General features: G+C 59.6%; 21 protein-coding genes. 16 read left to right on the forward strand and 5 right to left on the reverse strand.

The window, feature by feature from the left end; translation table 11 throughout:
- The first annotated feature begins 11 nt into the window (after window positions 1–11).
- The 12 genes from AC1RKH_RS13505 (at window position 12) to AC1RKH_RS13560 (ending at window position 13,374) form a co-directional block, all read left to right on the forward strand.
- Complete coding sequence (locus tag AC1RKH_RS13505) at window positions 12–1,460, forward strand: alginate O-acetyltransferase (RefSeq protein ID WP_493062406.1); 1,449 nt, start codon at window positions 12–14, stop codon at window positions 1,458–1,460.
- 8 nt (window positions 1,461–1,468) lie between these two features.
- A complete protein-coding gene (locus tag AC1RKH_RS13510) occupies window positions 1,469–2,593 on the forward strand; it encodes a mannuronate-specific alginate lyase (protein ID WP_493062407.1) in 1,125 nt (374 codons plus the stop codon).
- A 198-nt stretch (window positions 2,594–2,791) separates the two neighbouring features.
- Complete coding sequence (locus tag AC1RKH_RS13515) at window positions 2,792–4,270, forward strand: MBOAT family O-acyltransferase (RefSeq protein ID WP_493062408.1); 1,479 nt, start codon at window positions 2,792–2,794, stop codon at window positions 4,268–4,270.
- An 11-nt stretch (window positions 4,271–4,281) separates the two neighbouring features.
- Window positions 4,282–5,460, forward strand: coding sequence for an alginate O-acetyltransferase (locus AC1RKH_RS13520; RefSeq protein ID WP_493062409.1), 1,179 nt, complete (start codon window positions 4,282–4,284; stop codon window positions 5,458–5,460).
- 14 nt (window positions 5,461–5,474) lie between these two features.
- On the forward strand, window positions 5,475–6,131 hold the full coding sequence (locus tag AC1RKH_RS13525) for an alginate O-acetyltransferase AlgF (RefSeq protein ID WP_493062410.1): 657 nt from the start codon (window positions 5,475–5,477) through the stop codon (window positions 6,129–6,131).
- 212 nt (window positions 6,132–6,343) lie between these two features.
- Entirely contained in the window at window positions 6,344–7,795 is a 1,452-nt protein-coding gene (locus AC1RKH_RS13530) for a mannose-1-phosphate guanylyltransferase/mannose-6-phosphate isomerase (RefSeq protein WP_493062411.1), read from the forward strand.
- Between the two features lie 184 nt (window positions 7,796–7,979).
- A complete protein-coding gene (locus AC1RKH_RS13535; RefSeq protein ID WP_493062412.1) occupies window positions 7,980–8,444 on the forward strand; it encodes a multidrug transporter in 465 nt (154 codons plus the stop codon).
- Between the two features lie 38 nt (window positions 8,445–8,482).
- Window positions 8,483–9,307 (forward strand): SDR family oxidoreductase, encoded by an 825-nt coding sequence (locus AC1RKH_RS13540; protein WP_493062413.1) that lies wholly within the window; start codon window positions 8,483–8,485, stop codon window positions 9,305–9,307.
- 196 nt (window positions 9,308–9,503) lie between these two features.
- Window positions 9,504–10,772 carry a hypothetical protein gene (locus tag AC1RKH_RS13545; protein WP_493062414.1) on the forward strand — a complete coding sequence of 423 codons (1,269 nt, stop codon included), beginning with the start codon at window positions 9,504–9,506 and terminating at the stop codon, window positions 10,770–10,772.
- A 183-nt stretch (window positions 10,773–10,955) separates the two neighbouring features.
- A complete protein-coding gene (locus AC1RKH_RS13550) occupies window positions 10,956–12,239 on the forward strand; it encodes an NHL repeat-containing protein (protein ID WP_493062415.1) in 1,284 nt (427 codons plus the stop codon).
- A 78-nt stretch (window positions 12,240–12,317) separates the two neighbouring features.
- Window positions 12,318–12,716, forward strand: coding sequence for a DUF4440 domain-containing protein (locus AC1RKH_RS13555; RefSeq protein ID WP_493062416.1), 399 nt, complete (start codon window positions 12,318–12,320; stop codon window positions 12,714–12,716).
- 283 nt (window positions 12,717–12,999) lie between these two features.
- Window positions 13,000–13,374: a DUF6124 family protein gene (locus AC1RKH_RS13560; RefSeq protein ID WP_493062417.1), complete on the forward strand. Its 375-nt coding sequence runs from the start codon at window positions 13,000–13,002 to the stop codon at window positions 13,372–13,374.
- Window positions 13,375–13,618: 244 nt separating this feature from the next.
- Here the strand turns inward: AC1RKH_RS13560 and AC1RKH_RS13565 are convergent, their stop codons facing one another.
- The 4 genes from AC1RKH_RS13565 to AC1RKH_RS13580 form a co-directional block, all read right to left on the reverse strand.
- Window positions 13,619–14,482 (reverse strand): efflux RND transporter periplasmic adaptor subunit, encoded by an 864-nt coding sequence (locus AC1RKH_RS13565; protein ID WP_493062418.1) that lies wholly within the window; start codon window positions 14,480–14,482, stop codon window positions 13,619–13,621.
- 10 nt (window positions 14,483–14,492) lie between these two features.
- Entirely contained in the window at window positions 14,493–14,693 is a 201-nt protein-coding gene (locus AC1RKH_RS13570; protein ID WP_019691945.1) for a DUF1656 domain-containing protein, read from the reverse strand.
- Window positions 14,683–16,869 (reverse strand): FUSC family protein, encoded by a 2,187-nt coding sequence (locus AC1RKH_RS13575; protein WP_493062419.1) that lies wholly within the window; start codon window positions 16,867–16,869, stop codon window positions 14,683–14,685. Before AC1RKH_RS13575 ends, AC1RKH_RS13570 begins: the two co-directional genes overlap by 11 nt.
- Window positions 16,870–16,954: 85 nt before the next feature.
- Complete coding sequence (locus AC1RKH_RS13580) at window positions 16,955–18,466, reverse strand: efflux transporter outer membrane subunit (RefSeq protein WP_493062420.1); 1,512 nt, start codon at window positions 18,464–18,466, stop codon at window positions 16,955–16,957.
- A 317-nt stretch (window positions 18,467–18,783) separates the two neighbouring features.
- Between AC1RKH_RS13580 and AC1RKH_RS13585 the strand changes: the two genes are divergently transcribed.
- From AC1RKH_RS13585 to AC1RKH_RS13595, 3 genes are all read left to right on the forward strand, one after another.
- Complete coding sequence (locus AC1RKH_RS13585) at window positions 18,784–19,752, forward strand: LysR family transcriptional regulator (protein ID WP_493062421.1); 969 nt, start codon at window positions 18,784–18,786, stop codon at window positions 19,750–19,752.
- Window positions 19,753–19,882: 130 nt separating this feature from the next.
- Window positions 19,883–20,857, forward strand: coding sequence for a 2-hydroxyacid dehydrogenase (locus tag AC1RKH_RS13590; protein ID WP_493062422.1), 975 nt, complete (start codon window positions 19,883–19,885; stop codon window positions 20,855–20,857).
- Window positions 20,858–21,103: 246 nt separating this feature from the next.
- Window positions 21,104–21,613, forward strand: coding sequence for a DUF2165 family protein (locus tag AC1RKH_RS13595; RefSeq protein ID WP_493062423.1), 510 nt, complete (start codon window positions 21,104–21,106; stop codon window positions 21,611–21,613).
- Window positions 21,614–21,661: 48 nt separating this feature from the next.
- Here the strand turns inward: AC1RKH_RS13595 and AC1RKH_RS13600 are convergent, their stop codons facing one another.
- Window positions 21,662–22,564, reverse strand: coding sequence for a DMT family transporter (locus AC1RKH_RS13600; protein WP_493062424.1), 903 nt, complete (start codon window positions 22,562–22,564; stop codon window positions 21,662–21,664).
- A gap of 139 nt (window positions 22,565–22,703) precedes the next feature.
- On the opposite strand from AC1RKH_RS13600, the gene AC1RKH_RS13605 reads away from it, so the two are divergent.
- Window positions 22,704–23,579 carry a helix-turn-helix domain-containing protein gene (locus AC1RKH_RS13605; protein ID WP_493062425.1) on the forward strand — a complete coding sequence of 292 codons (876 nt, stop codon included), beginning with the start codon at window positions 22,704–22,706 and terminating at the stop codon, window positions 23,577–23,579.
- Window positions 23,580–23,600: the final 21 nt, after the last annotated feature.

Genomic DNA, 23,600 nt, shown 5'->3' on the forward strand with positions numbered 1-23,600 from the left:
GGATGACTTTCATGAAGCCCCATTTGATCAAACTGTTCAGCCTCGCCGGCCTGGCTGCCGCGATGTCTGCCGCCAGCGGCGGAGCGAGTGCAGACGACGCCAAGGCGCCGAATTTTAGCGCCGAGCCGTGCTGCAACCTGTGCCCGCAAGCCCTCGACGCGAAGAATTACACTACGCGTTATCAGCAAAACTTCACCACCCTGGTGCAAGCGCAAGGCGACTGGTTGTTCCGCACCCAGGAAGACCTGCGCACCGAGTTCAACACCACGCCCGAGGGCTATCGGCGCCTCAAGCAACTGCACGACGCCTTCAAGAGCAAAGGTGTCGAACTGGTGGTGGTGTATCAGCCGACCCGTGGTCTGGTGAACCGCAACAAGCTCAACCCGCAAGAGAAAGCCGCGTTCGACTACGACAAGGCGCTGAAAAATTACCAGAGCATGCTCGGGCGTTTTGCCGAAATGGGTTACGTAGTTCCGGACCTGTCGCCGCTGACCAACGAAGCGCTGCCAGACACCCTGCCCGCCCACGATTTCTACTTCCGTGGCGACCAGCACTGGACGCCTTACGGTGCCCAGCGCACGGCAAAAATCGTCGCCGAAAAGGTCAGGCAACTCCCGGCCTTCGCCGGTATTCCCAAGCGCGAATTCGAGACCAAAAGGTCCGGGCGCATGGGCAAGACCGGCACCCTGCACAACATGGCCGGGCAACTCTGCGGCACCAGTTACGCGATCCAGTACATGGACCAGTTCACCACTGAACCCAAAGGTGAAGCGGCAGACGGCGACCTGTTCGGCGATTCCGGCAACCCGGAAATTACCCTGGTCGGCACCAGCCACAGTGGCAAGAACTACAACTTCGCCGGGTTCCTCGAAGAGGCCATCGGCGCCGACATTCTCAACGTCGCCTTCCCCGGCGGCGGCCTGGAAGGTTCGATGCTGCAGTACCTGGGCAGTGAAGACTTCCAGAAGAAGCCGCCGAAAATCCTCATCTGGGAATTCTCGCCGCTCTATCGCCTCGACCAACAAACCATCTACCGCCAGATGATGGCGCTGCTCGATAACGGCTGCGAAGGCAAAGATCCGCAGATGTCCGGCAGCATCACGCTGAAGCCGGGCAAAAACGAGTTGATGGTCAACAGCAAGAACATCGACCTGCGCAACAGCGGTCATCAGGTCGACATCCGTTTCGCCGATCCGTCGGTGAAAACCCTGCAAGCCACCCTCTGGTACATGAACGGTCGCCACGAAGACATCAAGATCGACAAACCACACACCTCCGATACCGACGGGCGTTTCGCCTTTGAATTGCGCACCGATGAAGACTGGGCCACGCAGAACCTGCTGGCCGTCGAAATCCAGGGCCCGGAAGCGGGTGCTGCGCCACAAAAAGTCGAAGCGAAAATCTGCAAACGCAACGTATTCCCGGGCGCTGAGCAACGTACCGCTCAGGTCGGGCAATGAGGTCTGTCATGCGAAATTCGAAACTGAAAACCCTGCTTGCACCCACGCTCTTGAGCCTGGCGATGTTCGCCGGGGCGACCCAGGCCGCCGCGCCGCTGCGCCCGCCGCAGGGTTATTTTGCACCTGTGGATAAGTTCAAGACTGGTGACGGCAGCGAAGGCTGCGATGCAATGCCGACGCCGTACACCGGCGCCCTGCAATTTCGCAGTAAATACGAAGGCTCCGACAAGGCGCGGTCGACCCTGAACGTCGCGTCGGAAAAAGCCTTTCGCGACACCACGTCTGACATCACCACACTCGAACGCGGTACCAGCAAACGGGTGATGCAGTTCATGCGCGACGGTCGTCCGGAACAACTGGAGTGCACGCTCAACTGGCTCACCGCCTGGGCCAAGGCCGACGCACTGATGTCCAGGGACTTCAACCACACCGGCAAGTCAATGCGCAAATGGGCGCTGGGCAGTATGGCCTCGGCCTATATCCGCCTGAAGTTCTCCGACTCCCATCCGCTGGCGACGTATCAGCAGGAAGCACAAGTGATCGAGGCCTGGTTCAGCAAGATGGCCGATCAGGTGGTCAGCGACTGGGACAACCTGCCGCTCGAGCAAACCAACAACCATTCGTACTGGGCCGCCTGGTCGGTGATGGCGACGTCGGTCGCAACCAACCGCCGCGACCTGTTCGACTGGGCCGTGAAGGAATACAAGCTCGGCGCCAATCAGGTCGACGCTCAGGGCTTCTTGCCCAACGAACTCAAGCGTCAGCAACGGGCGCTGGCCTATCACAACTATGCCCTGCCACCGCTGGCGATGATCGCCAGTTTCGCTCAGGTCAACGGTGTGGACCTGCGCCAGGAAAACAACGGCGCGCTGAAACGCCTCGGCGACCGGGTGCTCGCCGGGGTGAAAGACCCGCAAACGTTCGAGCAGAAGAACGGCAAGGAACAGGACATGACCGACCTGAAAGTCGACTCGAAATTCGCCTGGCTCGAACCCTTCTGCACGCTCTACACCTGCCCGCCGGATGTGCTGGAACGCAAGCATGCGATGCAGCCGTTCAAGAGCTTTCGGCTCGGAGGCGACCTGACCAAGGTCTATGACCCGTCGCATGAAAAGGGCAACAAAGGCAACTGAGTTGTCGCTGATCGTTCCCACGCTCCTGCGTGGGAATGCAGCCCGTGACGCTCCGCGTCACATGCCGAAGCGGACGCAGAGCGTCCAGTGAGGCATTCCCACGCAGAGCGTGGGAACGATCGTCACTCTTCGGTTTTTCACGGGGGGTTTGGGGGGGCCGTTGGCCCTTGACTGTTGGTTAAACAAGGAGAGATCAGGATGGTGTTTTCATCCAATGTGTTCCTGTTTTTGTTCTTGCCGATCTTTCTCGGCTTGTACTACTTGAGCGGGCAACGCTATCGCAACCTGCTGCTGCTGATCGCCAGCTATGTGTTTTATGCCTGGTGGCGCGTGGACTTCCTGGCGCTGTTCGCCGGCGTCACGTTGTGGAACTACTGGATCGGCCTGAAAGTCGGCGCCGCCGGCGTGCGGACCCAACCGGCCCAGCGCTGGCTGCTGCTCGGCGTGGCGGTGGACTTGTGCATCCTCGGCTACTTCAAGTACGCCAACTTCGGCGTCGACAGCCTCAACGCGATCATGTCCTCCATGGGCCTGTCGCCGTTCATCCTGACCCATGTGCTGTTGCCGATCGGTATCTCGTTCTACATCTTCGAGTCCATCAGCTACATCATCGACGTCTACCGTGGCGACACCCCGGCGACCCGTAACCTGATCGACTTCGCGGCGTTCGTGGCGATCTTCCCGCACCTGATTGCCGGCCCCGTGCTGCGCTTTCGCGACCTCGCCGATCAGTTCAACAACCGCACCCACACCCTCGACAAATTCTCCGAGGGCGCGACGCGGTTCATGCAGGGTTTCATCAAGAAGGTGTTCATCGCCGACACCCTGGCAGTGGTCGCCGACCATTGTTTCGCCCTGCAAAACCCGACCACGGGCGATGCCTGGCTCGGCGCGCTGGCGTATACCGCGCAGCTGTATTTCGACTTCTCCGGCTACAGCGACATGGCCATCGGCCTGGGCTTGATGATGGGTTTCCGCTTCATGGAAAACTTCAAGCAGCCGTACATCAGCCAGTCGATCACCGAGTTCTGGCGCCGCTGGCATATCAGCCTTTCGACCTGGCTGCGTGACTACCTCTACATCACCTTGGGCGGTAACCGCAAAGGCACGCTGATCACCTACCGCAACCTGTTCCTGACCATGCTGCTCGGTGGCCTGTGGCACGGCGCCAACATTACCTACATCGTCTGGGGCGCCTGGCACGGCATGTGGCTGGCGATTGAAAAAGCCATCGGCCTGAACACCTCGCCACGCAGTTTCAACCCTATCCGCTGGGCGCTGACCTTTCTGCTGGTGGTGATGGGCTGGGTGATTTTCCGCGCAGAAAATCTGCACGTTGCCGGCCGCATGTACGGCGCGATGTTCAGCTTCAGCGAGTGGTCGCTGTCGGAACTCAACCGCGCCAGCCTCACCGGTCTGCAAGTCGCGACCCTGGTGGTGGCCTACGCCACGCTGGCGTTCTTCGGCCTGCGGGACTTTTACCGCAATCGGCCTGCGGTTCGGATCGACGCCACGGTGAACAACCCTGCCGGCGGCGACGCCCAGGTGTTGGCGGCCAGTTGGGTCGCGGACTGGCCGCGTTATGCCATGCGCGCACTGGTGCTGCTGCTGTTCATCGCTTCGATCCTGAAACTCTCGGCGCAAAGCTTCTCGCCGTTCCTTTACTTCCAGTTCTGAGGGATCTGACCATGACCCGCTCATTACGCATGTTCTACATCGCCCTGTTCCTGGTGACCCTGTTGGTCCTGGGCCTGTGGTCAGTGCGCAGCTTCTTTGGCTTCAACACCAATGCCGACGCGACGGTGCTCAACGGTCGCTGGAGCAAGGCCGTGGAAACCCACTACGACGAGCATTTCCCGATCAAACGCCTGGGCACCAATCTCTGGGCCGCGCTGGATTTCAAGCTGTTCAACGAAGGTCGTCCGGGCGTGGTGCTTGGTCGCGATCAATGGTTGTACAGCGATGAAGAATTCAATCCGGTGGTCAACGAAGAGCTGAACCTGCAAGGCAACTACGCGCTGGTCGAAGGCGTGCGCCAAATCTTGAAAGCCAAGGGTGTGCAGCTGGTGATGGCGATAGTCCCGGCCAAGACTCGTCTGTACCCGGAACACCTGGGTGAAGTGAAGCCGGCGCGCATCCACGCCGACCTCTACAAGGATTTCCACGCCCGTGTCGCCGCCGACAAAATCCTCGCGCCCGACCTGCTCGGCCCGCTGCAAAAAGCCAAACAGAACGGACAGCAAGTGTTCCTGCGCACCGACACGCACTGGACGCCTGAAGGCGCACAAATCGCTGCCGAGCAACTGGCCAAGACCATCGCCGACAAAACCCCGCTCAGCGGCCAGCCGCAGCGCTTTGTCACTGAGGCAGCGGAAGAAGTCAGCCACAAGGGCGACCTGAGACTGTTCCTGCCGCTGGACCCGCTGTTCGAAAACCTGATGCCGGCACCGGAGCCCTTGCGCAAGCGCAACACCCACGCGGCTGAGAACCAGCCTGCCGGTGACGACGCCCTGTTCGCCGACAACGAAGTGCCGGTGGCGCTGATCGGCACCAGCTACAGCGCCAACCCGAACTGGAACTTCGTCGGCGCGCTCAAGCAAGCGCTGCACAGCGACGTGGTCAATTACGCCGAAGACGGCCATGGCCCGATCCTGCCGATGCTCGGCTACCTGAAAAGCGATGCCTTCAAGAACAGCCCGCCACAGGTGCTGATCTGGGAGTTTCCTGAACGTTATCTGCCTGTGAACAACGAAATCGGCGACGCCGACCCACAGTGGGTCGCAGAGCTCAAACAAGCCGGTGCGCGCCAACAGAACGTTGTAATCAATACCCCTAAATCCGAGACGCCCGACCGGGCGCAAAACTGAAAGAGAGGTACACCATGACTTTCACTACTAATCCTCGTCGTCTCGCCAAGACTTTTGCACTGGTTGCCGGCGTCAGCCTGCTATCGATGCAGGCGTTCGCCGGTGGCGACGCGGCGCTCTACGGCCCAGTCGCCCCGAAAGGTTCGACCTTCGTGCGGATCTACAACGCCAGCAACGCCGAAGTCAGCGCCAGCGTCGGCAGCACCGCTATCAGCGATGTCGCGCCACTGGCCAGCAGTGACTTCAGCTTCATGCCCGGTGGCGACTACAGCGCCAAGGTCGGCAGCCAGAGCGTGCCGCTGAAACTCGCCGCCGACCACTATTACACCCTGGTCAACAACGCCAGCGGCCAGCCGCAGTTGATCGAAGAACCGCCGTTCAAGAACAAGCAGAAATCCCTGGTCCGCGTGCAGAACCTCAGCGACAAGGCTCTGACCCTGAAGACCGCCGACGGCAAGACCGAAGTGGTCCAGGCCGTCGCGGCCAAGAGCCGTGGCGAGCGTGAAATCAACCCGGTGAAAGTCAGCCTGGCGTTGTTCGATGGCGAAAAGAAAGTCAGCGACGTGAAACCGGTCGCCCTGGAGCGCGGTGAAGCAGCAGTGCTCTACGTCACCGGCAACGGCAGCAGCCTGTCGCCAGTCTGGGTCAAGCGCCCGGTCTCAACGCGCTAATTAACTTTCCAGATTGACGCATTCCCTGTGGGAGCGAGCCTGCTCGCGATTGCGGTCTGACATCCAACATCAATGTCGACTGGCATTCAGTCATCGCGAGCAAGCTCGCTCCCACAATGAACCGAGGCGTCGATTCGGATGCGGAATAAAAACAAGAGTGAAACGACAAAACGCAGTAGCTCTAACCCAATCGATTTTGAAGGAGTAACACCATGATTCCAGTGATCTTGTCAGGTGGTAGCGGCTCACGTCTTTGGCCGCTTTCGCGCAAGCAGTTCCCCAAGCAATTCCTCGCCCTGACCGGCGAACAAACACTGTTCCAGCAAACCCTCGAACGCCTGGTGTTCGACGGCATGGACAGCCCGATCGTGGTCTGCAACAAGGACCACCGCTTCATCGTCAACGAGCAACTGAGCACCCGTAAGCTGGAAGCCCAGCGCATCCTCATGGAACCCTTCGGCCGTAACACCGCGCCGGCGGTGGCCATGACCGCGATGATGCTGGTCAACGAAGGTCGCGACGAACTGATGCTGGTGCTGCCGGCCGACCACGTACTGGAAGACCAGAAAGCCCTGCAACGCGCCCTGGCCCTGGCCACCGTGGCCGCCGAGCGCGGTGAAATGGTGCTGTTCGGCGTGCCGGCGACCAAACCGGAAACCGGTTACGGCTACATCAAATCCACCGACGATGCCTTGCTGCCCGAAGGCGTCAGCCGGGTTTCGCACTTCGTCGAAAAACCCGACGTGAAACGCGCCACCGAGTTCGTCGAGGCCGGCGGTTACTTCTGGAACAGCGGCATGTTCCTGTTCCGCGCCAGCCGCTTCCTCGAAGAGCTGAAAAAGCATGATCCGGACATTTACGACACCTGCCTGCTGACCCTGGAACGCAGCGAACAGGACGCCGACACCATCACCCTCGACGAAGCTACCTTCGCCTGCTGCCCGGACAATTCCATCGACTACGCAGTGATGGAAAAAACCCGACGCGCCTGCGTGGTGCCACTGTCCGCTGGCTGGAGCGATGTCGGTTGCTGGTCGTCGCTGTGGGACGTGCATGAAAAAGACGCCAACGGCAACGTCACTAAAGGCGATGTGGTGATCCAGGACAGCCGCAACTGCATGATCCACGGCAACGGCAAACTGGTGTCGGTGATTGGCCTTGAGAACATCGTGGTGGTCGAAACCAAGGACGCCATGATGATCGCCCACAAGGACAAGGTCCAAGGCGTCAAGCAGATGGTCAACACCCTCAACGAACAGGGCCGCAGCGAAACCCAGAACCACTGCGAGGTCTATCGTCCGTGGGGTTCCTACGACTCGGTGGACATGGGCGGGCGCTTCCAGGTCAAGCACATCTCGGTCAAACCAGGCGCATGCCTGTCGTTGCAGATGCACCACCACCGCGCCGAACACTGGATCGTGGTCAGCGGCACTGCCGAAGTCACCTGTGACGAAAACGTGTTCCTGCTCTGTGAAAACCAGTCGACCTACATCCCGATCGCCTCGGTTCATCGCCTGCGCAACCCGGGCAAGATCCCGCTGGAAATCATCGAAGTGCAATCGGGTAGTTATTTGGGTGAGGACGATATTGAGCGGTTTGAGGATATTTATGGTCGGTCTACGCCGATTGAGCGGGGGGTGTCAGTGAAGAGCATTGCGCAGTGATTGATCGCTAAAACAAGAAGCCCCCGTCCAGCTCGCTGCGTTCCCTATCCGCAGTGGGTTGGGTGGGGGCTTTTTAATTCCCAGGTCTTTGCAGGAGCCGATTAGAGCTGTGGCGGCTCTCAGCCATGGTCAATCACATCTACGCTTAGGTAGGATGACTCTCCCCTGCCCGAGGTTTCGCTTCATGTTCATTGGCGTCCTGCTGGTCATTACCTGGCTGATCCTCTTGCTGCGCTACCCCGCCAAAGCCTTGCCGGTCTCATTGGCGGCTGCAATCGGGCTGGGGTTGGTCGCGACGTGGGTCATGTGGCTGGATAACCGCGAGGTCAAGCAACTGGCGCGGCTGGAGTTGCGCATCACCTACGCACCGGAACACTGCCCGGCCGATCGCCCGCTGCTGCTGAAGCTGAACAACGGCAACGATGTGCCGCTGACCGAGTTGCGCTGGCGGATCGCTGCCTACGCGCCGGGCGATACGGTCAATCTGGCCGACAATCAATACGCCGCACCGCGCTACCGTGGCCCCGGCGAATTGCAGGCCGGCGCCGATTGGGAAGACTGCTTGCCGATGCCGCCGCTGCGTCCTGGCTATCGCCCGCAAACCCTGGAGTTTCGCGCCGAGCGTTTGCAGGGTAGTTTCTCTGACTGAGCCTTCACTTCCCCCGCTTATTGCACAAGGACCGCGCCATGCCCATCGCGTTAATCACTGGTTGTTCCAGCGGGATCGGCCGCGCTCTGGCTGACGCCTTCAAAGGCGCCGGTTTCGAGGTCCTGGCCACCGCGCGCAAGGCTGAGGACGTGGCGATACTCGCGGCGGCCGGGTTCACCGCGGTGCAACTGGACGTCAACGATGAACCGGCACTCGAGCAATTGAGCGAGCGGATCAACCAGCAACACGGCGGCCTCGACGTACTGATCAACAATGCCGGTTACGGTGCCATGGGGCCGTTGCTCGACGGCGGTGTCGCGGCGATGCAGCGCCAGTTTGAAACCAACGTGTTCGCCATCGTCGGCGTCACCCGTGCGTTGTTTCCAGTACTGCGCCGCAGCAAAGGTCTGGTGGTGAACATCGGTAGCGTCTCCGGGGTTTTAGTCACGCCGTTCGCCGGCGCCTACTGCGCCTCGAAAGCCGCGGTACATGCCTTGAGCGACGCGCTGCGCATGGAACTGGCGCCGTTCGGCATTCGGGTGATGGAAGTCCAGCCCGGCGCCATCGCCTCCAGTTTCGCCAGGAACGCAGGCGTTGAAGCCGAACTGCTGATCAGCGAAAAATCACCCTGGTGGCCATTGCGCGAAGGTATTCGCGCTCGGGCCAAGGCTTCTCAAGACAATCCGACCCCGGCGAGCCAGTTTGCCGGCGATCTGCTCAAGGCCGTGCAGAAAAGCAAACCGCCGCGTTTGCTGCGGCTGGGCAATGGCAGCCGGGCGTTGCCGCTGCTGGCAACCCTGCTGCCTGGTGGATTGCTCGATGTCATCCTGAAAAAGAAGTTTGGTCTGAGAACTGAACTCTAGGTTCTTCCCCGTCCTGCGGTGTTCGCTTGTGTAATCAACGCCGCCACAGGACAGTAGAAACAAACACAAACACTCATTTAAACACCCTCCCTAGCCAAGTAACGAGCACATCTATAACGTGTTCATCAGCCCATTAAAACATGAGCCAAAAACAAGTTAACCTCTAATAAAAATCAAATTGGATAAAGGCAATAATATGGACGTTATTACACACAATCAATTCACCTTTGAACTACCCGGCGAACGCGATCCAAACTTCGGCGACGACGGTGTTATTACCCTGTTCAAACTTCAACACGAACTTGACCTCGACCGCCATGTCAAGGGAATCAACGTACTGGCAGACGACAAGATTCTGGTCGGCGCATGGCTGGCCCGTAACTTGAAAGGGCTTTATGGCCTGGCACGCTTCAACCCTGATGGCAGCGTCGATACCTCCTTCGCCGACAACGGTCTGGTGTACGGCAACTTCGCTGATGGCTTCGACTCTGCGGGCGGCAAGCTTGCCGTGCAGGCGGACGGGCACATCCTGATGCTGGGCTGGTCGCGAGAGGTCGATGTTTACAGCCCAAAACGTCTGGTGATTGCTCGTTTCGACGAGGACGGCGTGATTGACCAAAGCTTCGGTCGCCAAGGTTACGTCTTGATCGACAACAACGCTTTCGGCGACCTGGTGAGTGACTCTGGCAACCTGAAAATACTCGAAGGCGGAAAAATCCTTATTAGCGCAACTTATCTCTACGGTGGTATTTCTACCGGTGTGGTAATGCGCATTAATACCCATGGCGAGCTGGATGAAAGTTTCAACAAAACAGGACGACTGGAGATCAAACACCCGTCCATCAGCACTACGTTCGTGAATGCACTACTGGTCCGAGCCGACAACACTTTCCTGGTCGCTGGCGGTGCACAATCAACGTCTGAAACACTGGGTTATATCGCCCGCTATTCTTGCACGGGCGAACTTGACAATGACTTCGGCGACAAAAAAACGCCCGGTTTCTCAACCCTGACAATATCGAATGGGACGGTGATTATTCATGATCTGATCGATACGGGCGACGACCAGGTCATCGGCATTGGCCAGGCCAGCACGGCTCACAGAAACTGGGGGCTGCTACTGGGTCTCGGGTCTGCCGGCGATCCGCACCCGGCGTTCAATGATGGCCGACCGGTGTTGACATTGTTCGACCCTGAGCACGGCAACGAATGGGTCTGCGGCCAACAACAGGCCGATGGCAAAATCGTCACCGCCGGTGGTTCCCGGCGCCTCTACACCGCACGCTATCAGGCCAATGGTTTGATTGATCGCAGCTTCGGCCCATACGGCAGTATTCAGGAAGATACGCCGCTGGTGACCACCCCGGCGCTGCTTCAGATGCAGGCCAGCGGACGAATTCTGCTGGCGGGCAATACGCTGGGGTTGGGCGGGGCGCTCGGTCATATTTACGGCTATCAGGGCTGACTCCGCCTGCCCTGCCAAAGCACTCTGACCACACACCTCGCCATGCCTGGGATTGATCACGAAAAAAACAACATGTCTACTGTCAGAGATGACAGTAGACGGCCTACAGCCAAAGTCCTCACAGTGTGGCTACTGATCGCTTCGAGTACCGATACTCGGAAATCACTACCAAGAGAAAAAGCCATGAGCGCCTATCGCTATAAAGGGGGAAGCCGCGACGAAGCCTGGGGTCCCTACAAGAACGGATTAGTTACCTTTGGTGTACTTGGAAACGGAGGACTGTCCTACCCACGGCCTCTCGCCGGGGCCATTCTTCTGGCCGATGGCAAGCTTATGGTGACTTCGACAGTGGAGGGAACGGATGATCTGATTCCTATGTTCGTCATGGCTCGTCTGACCGAAACAGGCGAACTGGACCCTCTGTTCGGCAAAAGCGGTCTGATCACCGGGCAGTTCGCGCCTGGATTCAATGCTGGCGGGGGCAAATTGGCGTCGACCCGCGACGGGCGAATCTATATGGCCGGCTGGACAATATCCCCGGAGACACACTCCACGCACGTGGCGATCCTGTGCGTCGACCCGCAAGGTAAACGGATCGAAGATTTCGGTGTTGATGGGCAGGTGATCGTCGATCACTCAACCGACGACTATTATCCGGGAGATCCCTGCTTCATCCAGGCCCTGCCAGATGGCAGCCTGATTGTCGGGACCAACTATGAGATTGGAGGGAATCGGGTCAAGACAGCGGTCCTGTTCAAATATGACGCCAAAGGCAATCCCGTAAACAGCTTCGGCACCAAAGGTCGGGTTGATATAAAGCTGGCGGACCGGACTCAACCGACATCGTTGAACGACTGCTGCATTTTGAACAACGGACGCATTCTGGTGGCCGGTTCCGCTCGGCTACCGGGAAGGCCCCAGATGCATGGGCTGCTGGCAATGCTCAATGAAAACGGCTCACCTAACCTGCTATTCGGGGATAGACAAACGCCCTCGATGCTGCTGATCAGCCGCAGGATCGCCGACACGCAATTCAATGCGCTGACCGAACGCGCACCCAACCGATTTTTGGCGGCTGGCGCCATTGGTGAATCCAGGCAGGGCCTGTCTTCAGGGCTATTGTTTGGCTTCGATGACTTTGGTCAACCTGACGATGCATTCAATCACGGAGATGTCCTTGATAAAAACTTGCGACCTGACGCAGTCAACAGTTGGGAGAGCGTGTATGTCGACAGCACCTCTACCATCATGGTCGCGGGCGGGGTAGAAGGCGGTTATATCGCCGCGTACCGACTGGATGGGAGCCTTGATCCAGACTTCGGTAGTGGCGGCTACATTGAAGAGCCTAACGCCAGCCAGTCAGCGCCCTTCCTGCTGACGCCCTATCAAACGGGCAAGATTCTCTACTGCTTGAACGGCATAGGCATCTTTGGGAACCTGGGGCATCTGTATCGCTACCACCGATAGAGAGACGGATTTATTTATCGATTCGGATCGAGCAGCCACATGGGCTGTTACCGATTCTCGCCTAAGGAAAAAACCCACATGACGGACTATCGCGAATACTTCAACGAAGTGACCCAGACCCTCGTCGACATTGAGCAATGGTTTTCCGGCACCGGCGATAAAGGCGTGCTGACGCAGTTGCTGGCGCGTTTCTCGCCGCAGTTTTCGATGATCGTGCCCGGCGGCAATGCCCTGGATTATCCGGGTTTGAGCGAGCTGTTCGATAAACTCGGTGGCGCCCGCCCAGGCTTGCGAATCGGCCTGAGCGAACTGCGTGGAATTGACCAACATGCAGGTGGCGCTACCGTCAGCTACCGCGAACTGCAATCCGATGCGAGCGGCGTGCTGAACGATCGGCGCGCGACGGCGGTGATTGAAAAGCTGCCATCAGGCGCGTTGCTGTGGCGGCATTTGCATGAGACGTATTGCCAAGCCTGAACAAGATCGCAGCCTGCGGCAGCTCCTACGGGGGCCGGGCGAACACCGGCTTGTGTAGGAGCTGCCGAAGGCTGCGATCCTTTGATCTTGAGAGAAAGGACGTTTATGTCGCGTAGGTTTTTGAAGGACAATGCCCCACGCTTCCGAGGACGGTTCCGACACGTTTTGACGGTTGCGCTGGGTGATGGAGGACGGATAACCTTTTCGGGTCGCTGCCAATCAGCGATCGGGTGTGGTAGCCCGGATATCTCATAGGAGTGACTCAACCTATTGGAGCATCACCATGTCTAAAGCCACCCCCAATCCCACTGAAACCGACAGCACCTCCCCCTACGCCTCCCTCGATTCAAAAGAACTCCACGCCGCCGCGCACCGTGCGCTCGACCATTACCTGGTGTTGCCAGAGACCAAGGCCTTGTTAGCCGACCGACGTCCCGGCTGCATTTTCGTCATCGCCCCCGACGTCGCCTCTGAAACCCTGCTGGCCCATGCCTGCGAGACGCTCGCCTCGGTGAATGTCATGGCCAGCGATCTGGCGTTTGAGCTTGAAGGGCCCAAGCGCAATACCGCGCTGGGGATTCAGCAGATGATCTCGCTGGCTGAGTTGGCGGTGAATCGGGCACTGGACCACCTCGATCCACCGGATTCGCCGGAGTAGGAGCCAAGGCGTTAATCGTTCATAACGGGCAAGCCTTGATACCAGTCAATTAGGGCACGCAACCTGTGGGAGCGAGCTTGCTCGCGATAGCGGTGTAACAGTAAACATTGATGCCGAATGTAAAACCGTCATCGCGAGCAAGCTCGCTCCCACACTAGATCTTCAGCGAATACACGATATGTGTACGAAAGAGGTCAACTGTGGGAGCGGGCTTGCTCGCGAAGCAGGCGACTCGGTCTAGCAGTTACTCCCCGCCCGCCTGCTTCACCACCACCGTACAAGTAATCCCCGCCGCCAGCAGCACCCCATCCGGCACTTCATCAATGTGAATCCGCACCGGCACTCGTTGGGCCAAACGCACCCAGTTGAAGGTCGGATTCACGTCGGCGATCAGCTCGCGGCTTTCCGGGTTGTCGCGGTCGTAGATGCCACGCGAAATACTTTCGACATGGCCCTTGAGCACTTCGCCGCTCATCAATTGCATGTCGGCCTTATCGCCAACCCTCACATGCGGCAGTTTGGTTTCTTCGAAGAAGCCGTAGACCCAGAACGAGTTCATGTCGACCACGGCCATTTTCGCTTCGCCGATGCGCGCATAGTCACCGCGATGGACGTTGAGGTTGGTGACATAACCGTCCACCGCTGCCAGCACTTTGGTGCGTTTGAGGTTCAACTCTGCCGCTTCCAGCTGCGCCTGGGCCTGTTGGTAATCGGCCAGCGCCGAGTCGGCGATGTTGCTGGCGTCGTCGCGGTTTTCCTTGGAGATCACCAGGTTGTCGAGATCAGCTCGGCGATGCGCGTTGACCTTGCGCATCTCCCAGGTGGCCTTGCGCGAAGCGACCAGCGACTGCGCCTGTTTCACCGCGATCTGGTAGTGCTCCGGGTCGATCTGCATCAGCAGGTCGCCCTTTTTCACCAACTGGTTGTCACGCACCGGCACGTCGATCACTTCTCCGGTGACGTCGGCCGCGACGTTGATGATGTCGGCGCGCACCCGGCCATCGCGAGTCCACGGAGTGTCCATGTAATGCACCCAGAGGGTCCGGCCGATCCACAGCGCGAGGGCCAGTACCAACAAGGTCGCGAGCAGACTGAAGAGCTTTTTCATCGAATCGGTCTCAAGGATAAACAGTCAGCGCGAGGGCGCCGAACAAACAGGTGAAGAGGCTTAGACGCAACAGCGCCGGGTGCCAGAAGAAGCGGTACAGATCAAACCCGGACAGAAACCGGTCGAGTGCCCAGGCCACTGCCGCAGCGATGAAAAACATCAGGGTCATGGTCGGCATGTACACGCCGTGGAAGGCGATTTCACGAGGCATGGTCAGGTCCTTGAGCGGCAGTGAGAGCCGCCAGCGGCGATTGCGGGTCGAGCAGCGAAGTGCGGATGAAATGCAGGTAGCTCTTCACCCGACGCAAGGCCGAGGTGTCGAAGTGCGGAGCGAAGGGTTCGTCGGTGGCCTGGACGCGGCTGATGGCGTGATCGACGGCAATCAGACTGCGTTCCAGATTGCTCTGGCTCGGTTGCAGAAACAGCCGCACCAACGAACGTCCCATCACCCGGATCGCCTGTCGCCATGGTTGAGATTCGGCATAGGCCGGGTGCACCGGGAGAATCGCCTGTTCCTTGCGCAACTCGATGATCGCGTGGCCGACTTCCAGCACCACGAACATCCAGCGCAGCAGATTGCGTTGCACCTGCGGTTGCCCGACGGCCAAGCCATACGCCTGGTGCACCAGATCGCGGGTGCTGCTTTCAAAATTCGATGCCAGCCCCTTGAGTTTGCCGCTGATGGCGAACACTACTTGCCCGCGCAAGTCCTGCTCCAGTCGCCGCCACAACCAGCGACTGTTGGGCGGCAGAATGATTGCCCCCGCCGCCGCGCACACCAACATGCCCATGACCATGGCGATGTAGTCGTTGATGAAGGTGTAAGGGTTGTAGACGGTCAGGTTGTCTGGCACTGAACCGGTGCTGAAAAAGATCAGCAAACCCAGGCCGACACCAGCGTACTGCGGCCGTGAGGTGAGGAATGAACCAAGCACGATCACCGGCGCCAGCATCACGCACAACAGTGGGAAGCCGTCGATCCACGGGAAGATGAAAAACATCTCGACGAAGCCGATCAGCGCCCCGAGCAACGTCCCGCAGGCCATCTGGAACGCCATGCGTTTGGGGTTTGGCGTGGCCGCCGAGAGACCGACGGTGGCGGCAGCGATCAAGGTCATGGTCGCGCCGCTCGGCCACGCGGTGGCGACCCAGTAACTGCCCAGCACAATCAGAATGAACGACGCCCGAATGCCCGCCGCGGCCGAGGCCAGCCAGTTGGTTTTCGGGGTGTAGGGTTCGTCCCATTGCTCGCGTTCGTGACGGTGCTCGGCCAATGAGGCGTGGGTCTGTGCATAACTGTGTACTTCGTCGACGAAGCGGTAGAGCAGCTCGTAGGCAGTGTGGAAATCCAGCTGCTCGGCGTCGCTCGGTTCGCTCTGCTGAAAGCTCGCCCGCAAGTTGCGTACCCGCGCCGGCAAGCCCTCTTTGTAGGCCGCCAATTGCGCCGCCAGACGCGCCGCATCGGCATGCGTCAGCGCACGCCCCGAGAAGCCATCGAGCAACTCGGCCAGGTCCTGCAAGCCCGGCTTGATTGCCGCCACCACATGATCAGCGCCGCTGCTGCGCAAGCGTTCGAGCAATTGGTGCAAGGCGTTGAAACGGGTGGTGATGCCCATGAACTCGCTGTTCAGCCGACTGAGCCGACCGTTGCGTCGACGCATGTGCGGGTCTTCGAACACGGTGACACTGCGCAAACCTTCCAGGCCCACGGCTTCGGCGATAAACCGCACATTGCCGGCTTCGAAAGCCTCGCGTTGGCTGCGCCCCCGCAAGCCATCGGTCACAAACAATGCGAACACCCCGAAGCGCTGATACAAGGCGTTGCGCATCGCGGCACTGGCGGTTTGCGGGAGGATCGCGGCGCTGACCAGGGTCGAGCAGAGAATCCCCAGGGAAATTTCCAGCACCCGCCAGACCGCCGCCATGAACGCGCCGTCCGGGTGCGCCAGCGCCGGCAGGCCGACCATCGCTGCGGTGTAACCGGCGAGCACAAAACCGTAAGCGCGGAAGTTGCGATAACGCGCGGCGCCGGCCGTGCAGATGCCGACCCAGATCGCCAGCGAACCGAGGAACAGTTCGGTGTTCTGTGCGAACAAGGCAATCAGCGCGACCATCACCGCCGAGCCAGCCAAGGTGCCAAGGAAGCGATAGAAACTCTTGGCGAACACCTGACCGCTCTGCGGCTGCATGACGATGAACACGGTGATCATCGCCGTGCGCGGTTGCGGCAGTTCCAGGCGCATGGCCAGCCAAAGGGTCAGGAACGCAGCGATCAGCACCTTGAAGATGTAGACCCAGGTCACGCCGTCACTGCGTGCCCAATCGAAAAAACCCCGGCGCCATTCAAGGGAATACAGCCAGCGCAGCAGTGCAGGCAAAAGAGTCATGAAATCCTGCTCAGTGGTCGAAAATTGTGCGGCGAGAACACGATCCCTGTGGGAGCGAGCAAGCTCGCTCCCACAGGTTTTGTGTTCAATTCACGATGCTCTCAAGAAGGGCCGGAGTTTTCGGTGCCCGAGTCTGGCCTTCTTTCGGCACGTCGTTACCCGCGCCGAGCCCGCCGCCAAGGGCGGTGACCAGTTCGGCATGGGCACTCAAACGCGCGGCCTGAACCTGTTGTTGCACTTGCTGCTGCTTGAACAACAGGCTCTGGGCATTCAGCACGTTGAGGTAATCGGTGAGCCCGCGCTGATAGGCGATCATCGCGATGTCGTAGGTTTTCTGCGCGGTGGCCACCGACTCGGCAGCAAAGGCTTGCTGCTTGTCCATGGACTCGCGGCGGATCAACTGGTCGGAGATGCTTTTGAGCGCATTGACCAGCGTCTGGTTGTACTTGGCCACGGCGATGTCATAGCCGGCCGAGGCTTCACCCAGTTCCGAGCGCAAACGCCCACCGTCGAAGATCGGCAAGGAGATCGCCGGCCCGACGTTGTAGTTGAGTTTCTTGCCGGAGAGGAACTCCAGCGCTCCACCGCCGGTGGCCATGTAACCGAGGTTACCGACCAGATCGACGTTGGGGTAGAAGCCGGCGTGCGCCACGTCGATCCCGCGCGCCTGGGCGGCCACTTGCCAGCGACTGGCGACCACGTCCGGGCGTTGGCCGAGCAATTGCGCTGGCAGCGCCGAAGGCAGTTTCAGCGCTGCGCCCAAAGACAGGGTTGGACGCTGCAAGCGTGCACCCTCCCCCGGACCTTTCCCAGCCAGTGCGGCCAGCTGGTTTCGGCTCAGGGCAATTTCTTCGTCCAGTGCATCCAGTTGCCGATGGGTTTCCGGCAGCGGGGTTTGTGCCTGGCTGACTTCGAAATGGGTGCCGATGCCGCCGTCCAGACGCTTTTGCGCGAGGTCGAGAATTTGCTGTTGCTGTTTGAGGGTCGCGGTCACGATGTCCCGTTGTGCGTAATGCAGCGACAACTGGATGTAGGCCCGCACCACGTTGTTCTGCAATTCGAGCTGAGCCATGCGCGCTTCGGCGGCGCTCATGTGCGCCATGTCGACGGCGCGTTCGGTGGCATTGCTTTCGCGGCCCCAAAGGTCGAGGGCATAGCTGAAGCCGAGGGCGGCGTTGTTGTCCCAGGTGGTGGTGTTGGCCAGCTCGCCCGGACCGTAGAATTGGTCGGTCGGCCAGTTATGGCGTTTGAGCGTGGACTGGCCATTGACCTGCAACGACTCGGCCGACTCGGCAACGCCGGCCATGGATTTGGCCTGACGCACGCGCGCGGCGGCCATGGCCATGCTCGGGCTGCCTTGCACGGCGAGGTCGACCCAGTGATTGAGTTGCGGGTCGCCATAGGCCTGCCACCACTGCGCGGTGGGCCAGTGAGCGTCCTTGGTGGCACTCTGGATCGCCTCGTCGGTGGCCAATGTATTGGCATCGAATGCCTTGCCCTGTGGGGCAATACCTCCGGTTCCGATGCAGCCGCTGATGGCTAACGATAAAGCCCAAACACTGAGAGTCTTCAGCTCTCTGCTGATGCGACGCGGCACTGCTGCAAATTCCTGAGGTGGGGGGATAGGCACGAAATATTGGGGAACGGACACCGCCCCCCTGTGGGAGCGAGCTTGCTCGCGATAGCGGTGGGTCAGGCAACATCAATGCTGGCCGTGATGGCCCCATCGCGAGCAAGCTCGCTCCCACAGGTTTGATGTTCCGGCGGTGGCGGCAATTCTAGGGGTGGGCCTGAGCGGCGATAAGCCGGGAATCCTGTGAATCTTTGTTACCGTTCACGAGATAATCCCTTGGTCAGGGTCACAGAATTCCGTAACTTCGTGTCACAATTTGTCATCGCACCCGAGAGCACCCCATGGACACTTTGCAAAACATGCGCGCCTTCAGCTGTGTCGCCGAAGCCGGCAGCTTCACTGCCGCTGCCGTGCAGCTGGATACCACGACGGCCAACGTCTCGCGCGCGGTCTCCAACCTGGAAGCCCACCTGCAAACCCGTTTGCTCAACCGCACCACCCGTCGCATCGCCCTGACCGAGGCCGGTAAACGTTATTTGCTGCGCTGCGAGCAGATCCTCGCCTATGTCGAGGAAGCCGAAGCCGAGGCCAGCGACGCCCATGCGCGCCCGGCCGGGCAGCTCAAGGTGCACACCATGACCGGGATCGGTCAGCACTTCGTGATCGATGCCATCGCCCGCTATCGCAAGTCCCATCCGGACGTGACCTTCGACCTGACCATGGCCAACCGCGTGCCTGATTTGCTGGACGAGGGCTACGACGTGTCCATCGTGCTCGCCAGCGAACTGCCGGACTCGGGTTTTGTCTCGCAACGGCTGGGCATCACTTACAGCATCGTCTGCGCGTCACCCGCTTATGTAAAAGCCAACGGCTGCGCGCAGAAGCCCAGCGACCTGCTGAATCACGCCTGCCTGCGCCTGGTCAGCCCGGTGATTCCGCTGGAGAAGTGGGTGTTCGACGGCCCGGAAGGCCAGGAAATGGTCACCATCAACAGCTCGCCGTTTCTGGTGAACTCCGCCGACGCGATGAAAACCGCGATCATCAGCGGCATGGGCATTGGTGTGCTGCCGGTCTACGCCGCCATCGAGAGTCTGCGCAACGGTAGCCTGGTGCGAGTCATGCCCAACTACCGCTCGCAAGAGCTGAACCTGTACGCCATCTACCCGTCGCGCCAGTACCTGGATGCGAAGATCAAGACCTGGGTCGAGTACTTGCGCGGGTCGCTGCCGGAGATTCTGGCGGCGCATCAGGCGGAACTGACGGCGTATGAGTTGAGTGGCACTTTGAATGGGGCCAGGTTGGCCAATTAAAAAGATCGCAGCCTGCGGATGTACACCCTGTAGGAGCTGCCGCAGGCTGCGATCTTTTCCGCCTCGCAAAAAACCCTCCAGGAATGTTAGCGTGCCTGGCATTCTCCTCCGCCTGACGAGCCTTCCTGCGATGAAAAAGACCGTACTTGCCTTCAGCCGTGTCTCGCCCGAAATGGTCGAGTCCCTGCAACAAGACTTCGATGTAATCGTGCCCAATCCCAAGCTGGGCGACATCAATGCTCAGTTCAACGAAGCCCTGCCCCACGCCCACGGGTTGATCGGCGTCGGTCGCAAGCTCGGTCGCGCACAACTGGAAAACGCCAGCAAACTCGAAGTGGTGTCCAGCGTCTCGGTCGGCTACGACAACTATGACCTGGCCTACTTCAACGAACGCGGGATCATGCTCACCAACACCCCGGACGTGCTCACCGAAAGCACCGCCGACCTGGCCTTCGCCTTGCTGATGAGCAGCGCCCGGCGTGTCGCCGAGCTGGACGCCTGGACCAAGGCCGGGCAATGGCAGGCCACCGTCGGCGCACCGCTGTTTGGTTGCGACGTGCATGGCAAAACCCTGGGCATCGTCGGCATGGGCAACATCGGTGCGGCGATCGCACGACGCGGTCGTCTGGGCTTCAATATGCCGATTCTGTACAGCGGCAACAGCCGCAAGGCTAACCTTGAACAGGAACTCGGCGCACAGTTTCGCAGCCTTGATCAGTTGCTGGCCGAAGCCGACTTCGTCTGCCTGGTGGTGCCACTCAGCGACAAGACCCGGCACTTGATCAGCCATCGCGAGCTGGCGCTGATGAAGCCCAGCGCGATTCTGGTGAATATTTCCCGTGGCCCGGTGATCGATGAACCGGCGCTGATCGAGGCCTTGCAGAACAACCGGATCCGCGGGGCGGGGCTGGATGTCTACGAGAAGGAACCGTTGGCCGAGTCGCCGCTGTTCCAGCTGAAGAACGCCGTGACCTTGCCGCACATCGGCTCGGCCACCCATGAAACCCGCGAAGCCATGGCCAACCGCGCCTTGGCCAACCTGCGCAGCGCCTTGCTGGGTGAACGGCCGCGGGATCTGGTCAATCCGCAGGTGTGGAAGGGCTGATCGACAGACAGGTACGTCGTTTAAGGCGTGCCTGTTGTTTTAAACTTATGGATAAACACAACAGCGCACACCGACAACACCATTAATAAAAACAGTCAGGCCTGACACTTCGCTTGCGATCAGTCAGCACAACTTACCTGCGACACAACTTGCAATTCAGTCCGGCGCCCTACACTTTTTTTTGCGTTATACACTCATGCCCCTACCCCTGCGAATGGCAGGAACCGGAAATAGAGAGTACGCACCATGATAAATTTCACCACGGCCTGCCTGATCAGGCGCAGTAAGTTGGCCCTGGTTTTAATGGCCGGAGGGTTTGGCCTGCTGGTTGTATTCAGCAATTTGACTGACTACGTCTCCAACTACGAATTCGTCGGACATATCCTCAGCATGGACACGACCCGCCCCAACGACGCCCTGCGCTATCGCGCCATTACCTCCCCCATGCTGCACCATAGAATCTACTGGATGATCATTACCCTGGAGACGACCTACACCGCCTGTTGTTTATTGGGGGCCTTTCAGCTTTACAAAAAACTCCATGCATCACGCAAGGAATTCCACGAGGCAAAAAAATACGGAATTGTCGGTTTGATGATCGGCATTTTCGTGTATTACTTTTGCATACAGGTTATCGCTAATGAATGGTTCAACATGGACACTTCCGCAGAGTGGAATGCCATGGCATGGACCAGAAGCATTATCGGCTACATGATGACGGCGCTTATCTTTCTGGTATTGAAAACCGATCACTGACAAACGCCGACTTCATTAACCTGACGGTATAAAATGTACCTTTCCCGATCACGCCAACTTGCCACTGCCCGCCATCACCCGCGCCTTGGGTTTGCGAAACACCAACACGTTACCCAGCATCACGAGTACCAACCCGGCCAATGCGGGAGCCGTCCATTGGTAGCCTTCGGCAAAGGCCGACACGTTCAACGCCACCACCGGAAACAGCACGGTGCAATACGCCGCACGTTCAGGGCCCATGCGCCCGACCAGGGTCAGGTAAGCGGTGAAGCCGATGACCGAACCCGGAATCACCAGATACAACAACGAGCCGATGTAACGAGTATTCCATTCAATGTCGAAGGGAATGCCTTTGAACAGGCAGTACATCGACAGCATCGCGGCGCCATAGGCCATGCCCCAGGCGTTGGTGGTCAGCGGCTTGAGGCCGGCTTTCTGTTGCAGGCTCGAGAGCATGTTGCCAGCCGAGAAGCACAGCGTACCAAGCAGCGCCAGAGCAAGGCCAAGCAGGGTTTGCGGGCTGGCGGTATGGCCGACCAGTTCCGGCCAGAACAACAAGCCCAGCCCGATCAACCCCAGCGCGCCGCCCATCAGTACATTGCGCGCAACTTTCTGACCGAAGAACACTCGCGCATTCAGCGCATTCCACAGCGTGGCGGTGGAGAACACCACGGCGACCAGACCACTGGGGATCCACTGACTGGCGGTGAGGAAGCACATGAAATTGATGCAGAACAGGCACAGCCCCTGGGCCAGGCAGATCAGATGACCGCGCCGGTTCATCACTTGCAGGCGGCGACTGAGCAGTAACATCACGAACAGCACCAGCGATGCCAGGCCGAAGCGATAAACGATCGACACCGGAATCGCCACCACCCCCAGTTGCAGTTTCAAGGCGATCCAGGTGGTGCCCCAGATCAGCACGGTCAGCAGGTATAACGAGAGATTCATGACGGCAACTCCTGAAGATGACCTTCAGTCTGTGCCCGAGGCAGGCCGTGCACTTGCATAAACTTGCGCTTTTGTCAGGCGACAGGCTGGCAGCGTCGAGGCGACGGAGTAGGATGCAAGGCGTTGGAGAGAGCCGATCATGCCCGCACTGGAAACCCTGCAAGTTTTTCAAGCCCTCAACCGCTCGCCGAATGCTCGCCTTGAGCACAGCGCCGAGCTCGGTGACGGCATGGCTGCAGCCCTGTGGAGCAACCATCACGACGCCCAGGACTATGAAGCGCCGGGTCATCACACCCTCTCCTGCTACATCGCCGGAGGCACCGGGACCTTTCGCCGCGAGCAGCCCGGCACCAAGGGCGGCCCGGACAAACTCTGCATCCTGCCCGCCGAGCACCAGTCGGCCTGGGTGATCAACGGTGAAATCCGCCTGGCCCACTTGTACTTCAGCCCCGAACAATTTGCCCTCGGCTGCGTCACCTTGCTCGACCGTGAGCCTCGCGAGCTGCAATTGCAGGAAAGCACCTTTCTCGAAGACCCGGTGCAGGCCCGGCGTTTCCGTCAGTTGATTGAATTGAACTGGGATGAACCCGGCGAACGCCTGCTGACCAGCAGCCTGGCGCATGAAATGCTCAGCCACACCTTGCTCAGCCAGGTCGGCCTGCGCCAGGGATTGCGTCTCAAGGGTGGGCTGGCCGCCCATCAACGCCGGCAATTGGTCGAGTACATCGACCAGCAATTGGCCGAGCCGATCAGCCTCGGGCAGTTGGCCGGTCTGTGCGCGTTGTCGGAGTACCACTTTGCGCGGATGTTTCGCGAGAGCTTCGGCCTGCCGCCGCATCAATACCTGTTGGCCCGTCGCCTGACTCATGCGCGGCATTTACTGCGCAGCACTTCGCAACCGCTTGGTGAGATTGCGCTGGCCTGCGGTTTTGCCAGCGCCAGTCATTTCACCAACCGCTTTCGTCAGGCCATGAAGGGCACGCCCGGCGAATATCGTCAGGCGTTTTTGCGTTAACCGCCCTCACACAACGCCCAT

Source organism: Pseudomonas sp. GW822-FHT06B12 (genome assembly GCF_058799675.1).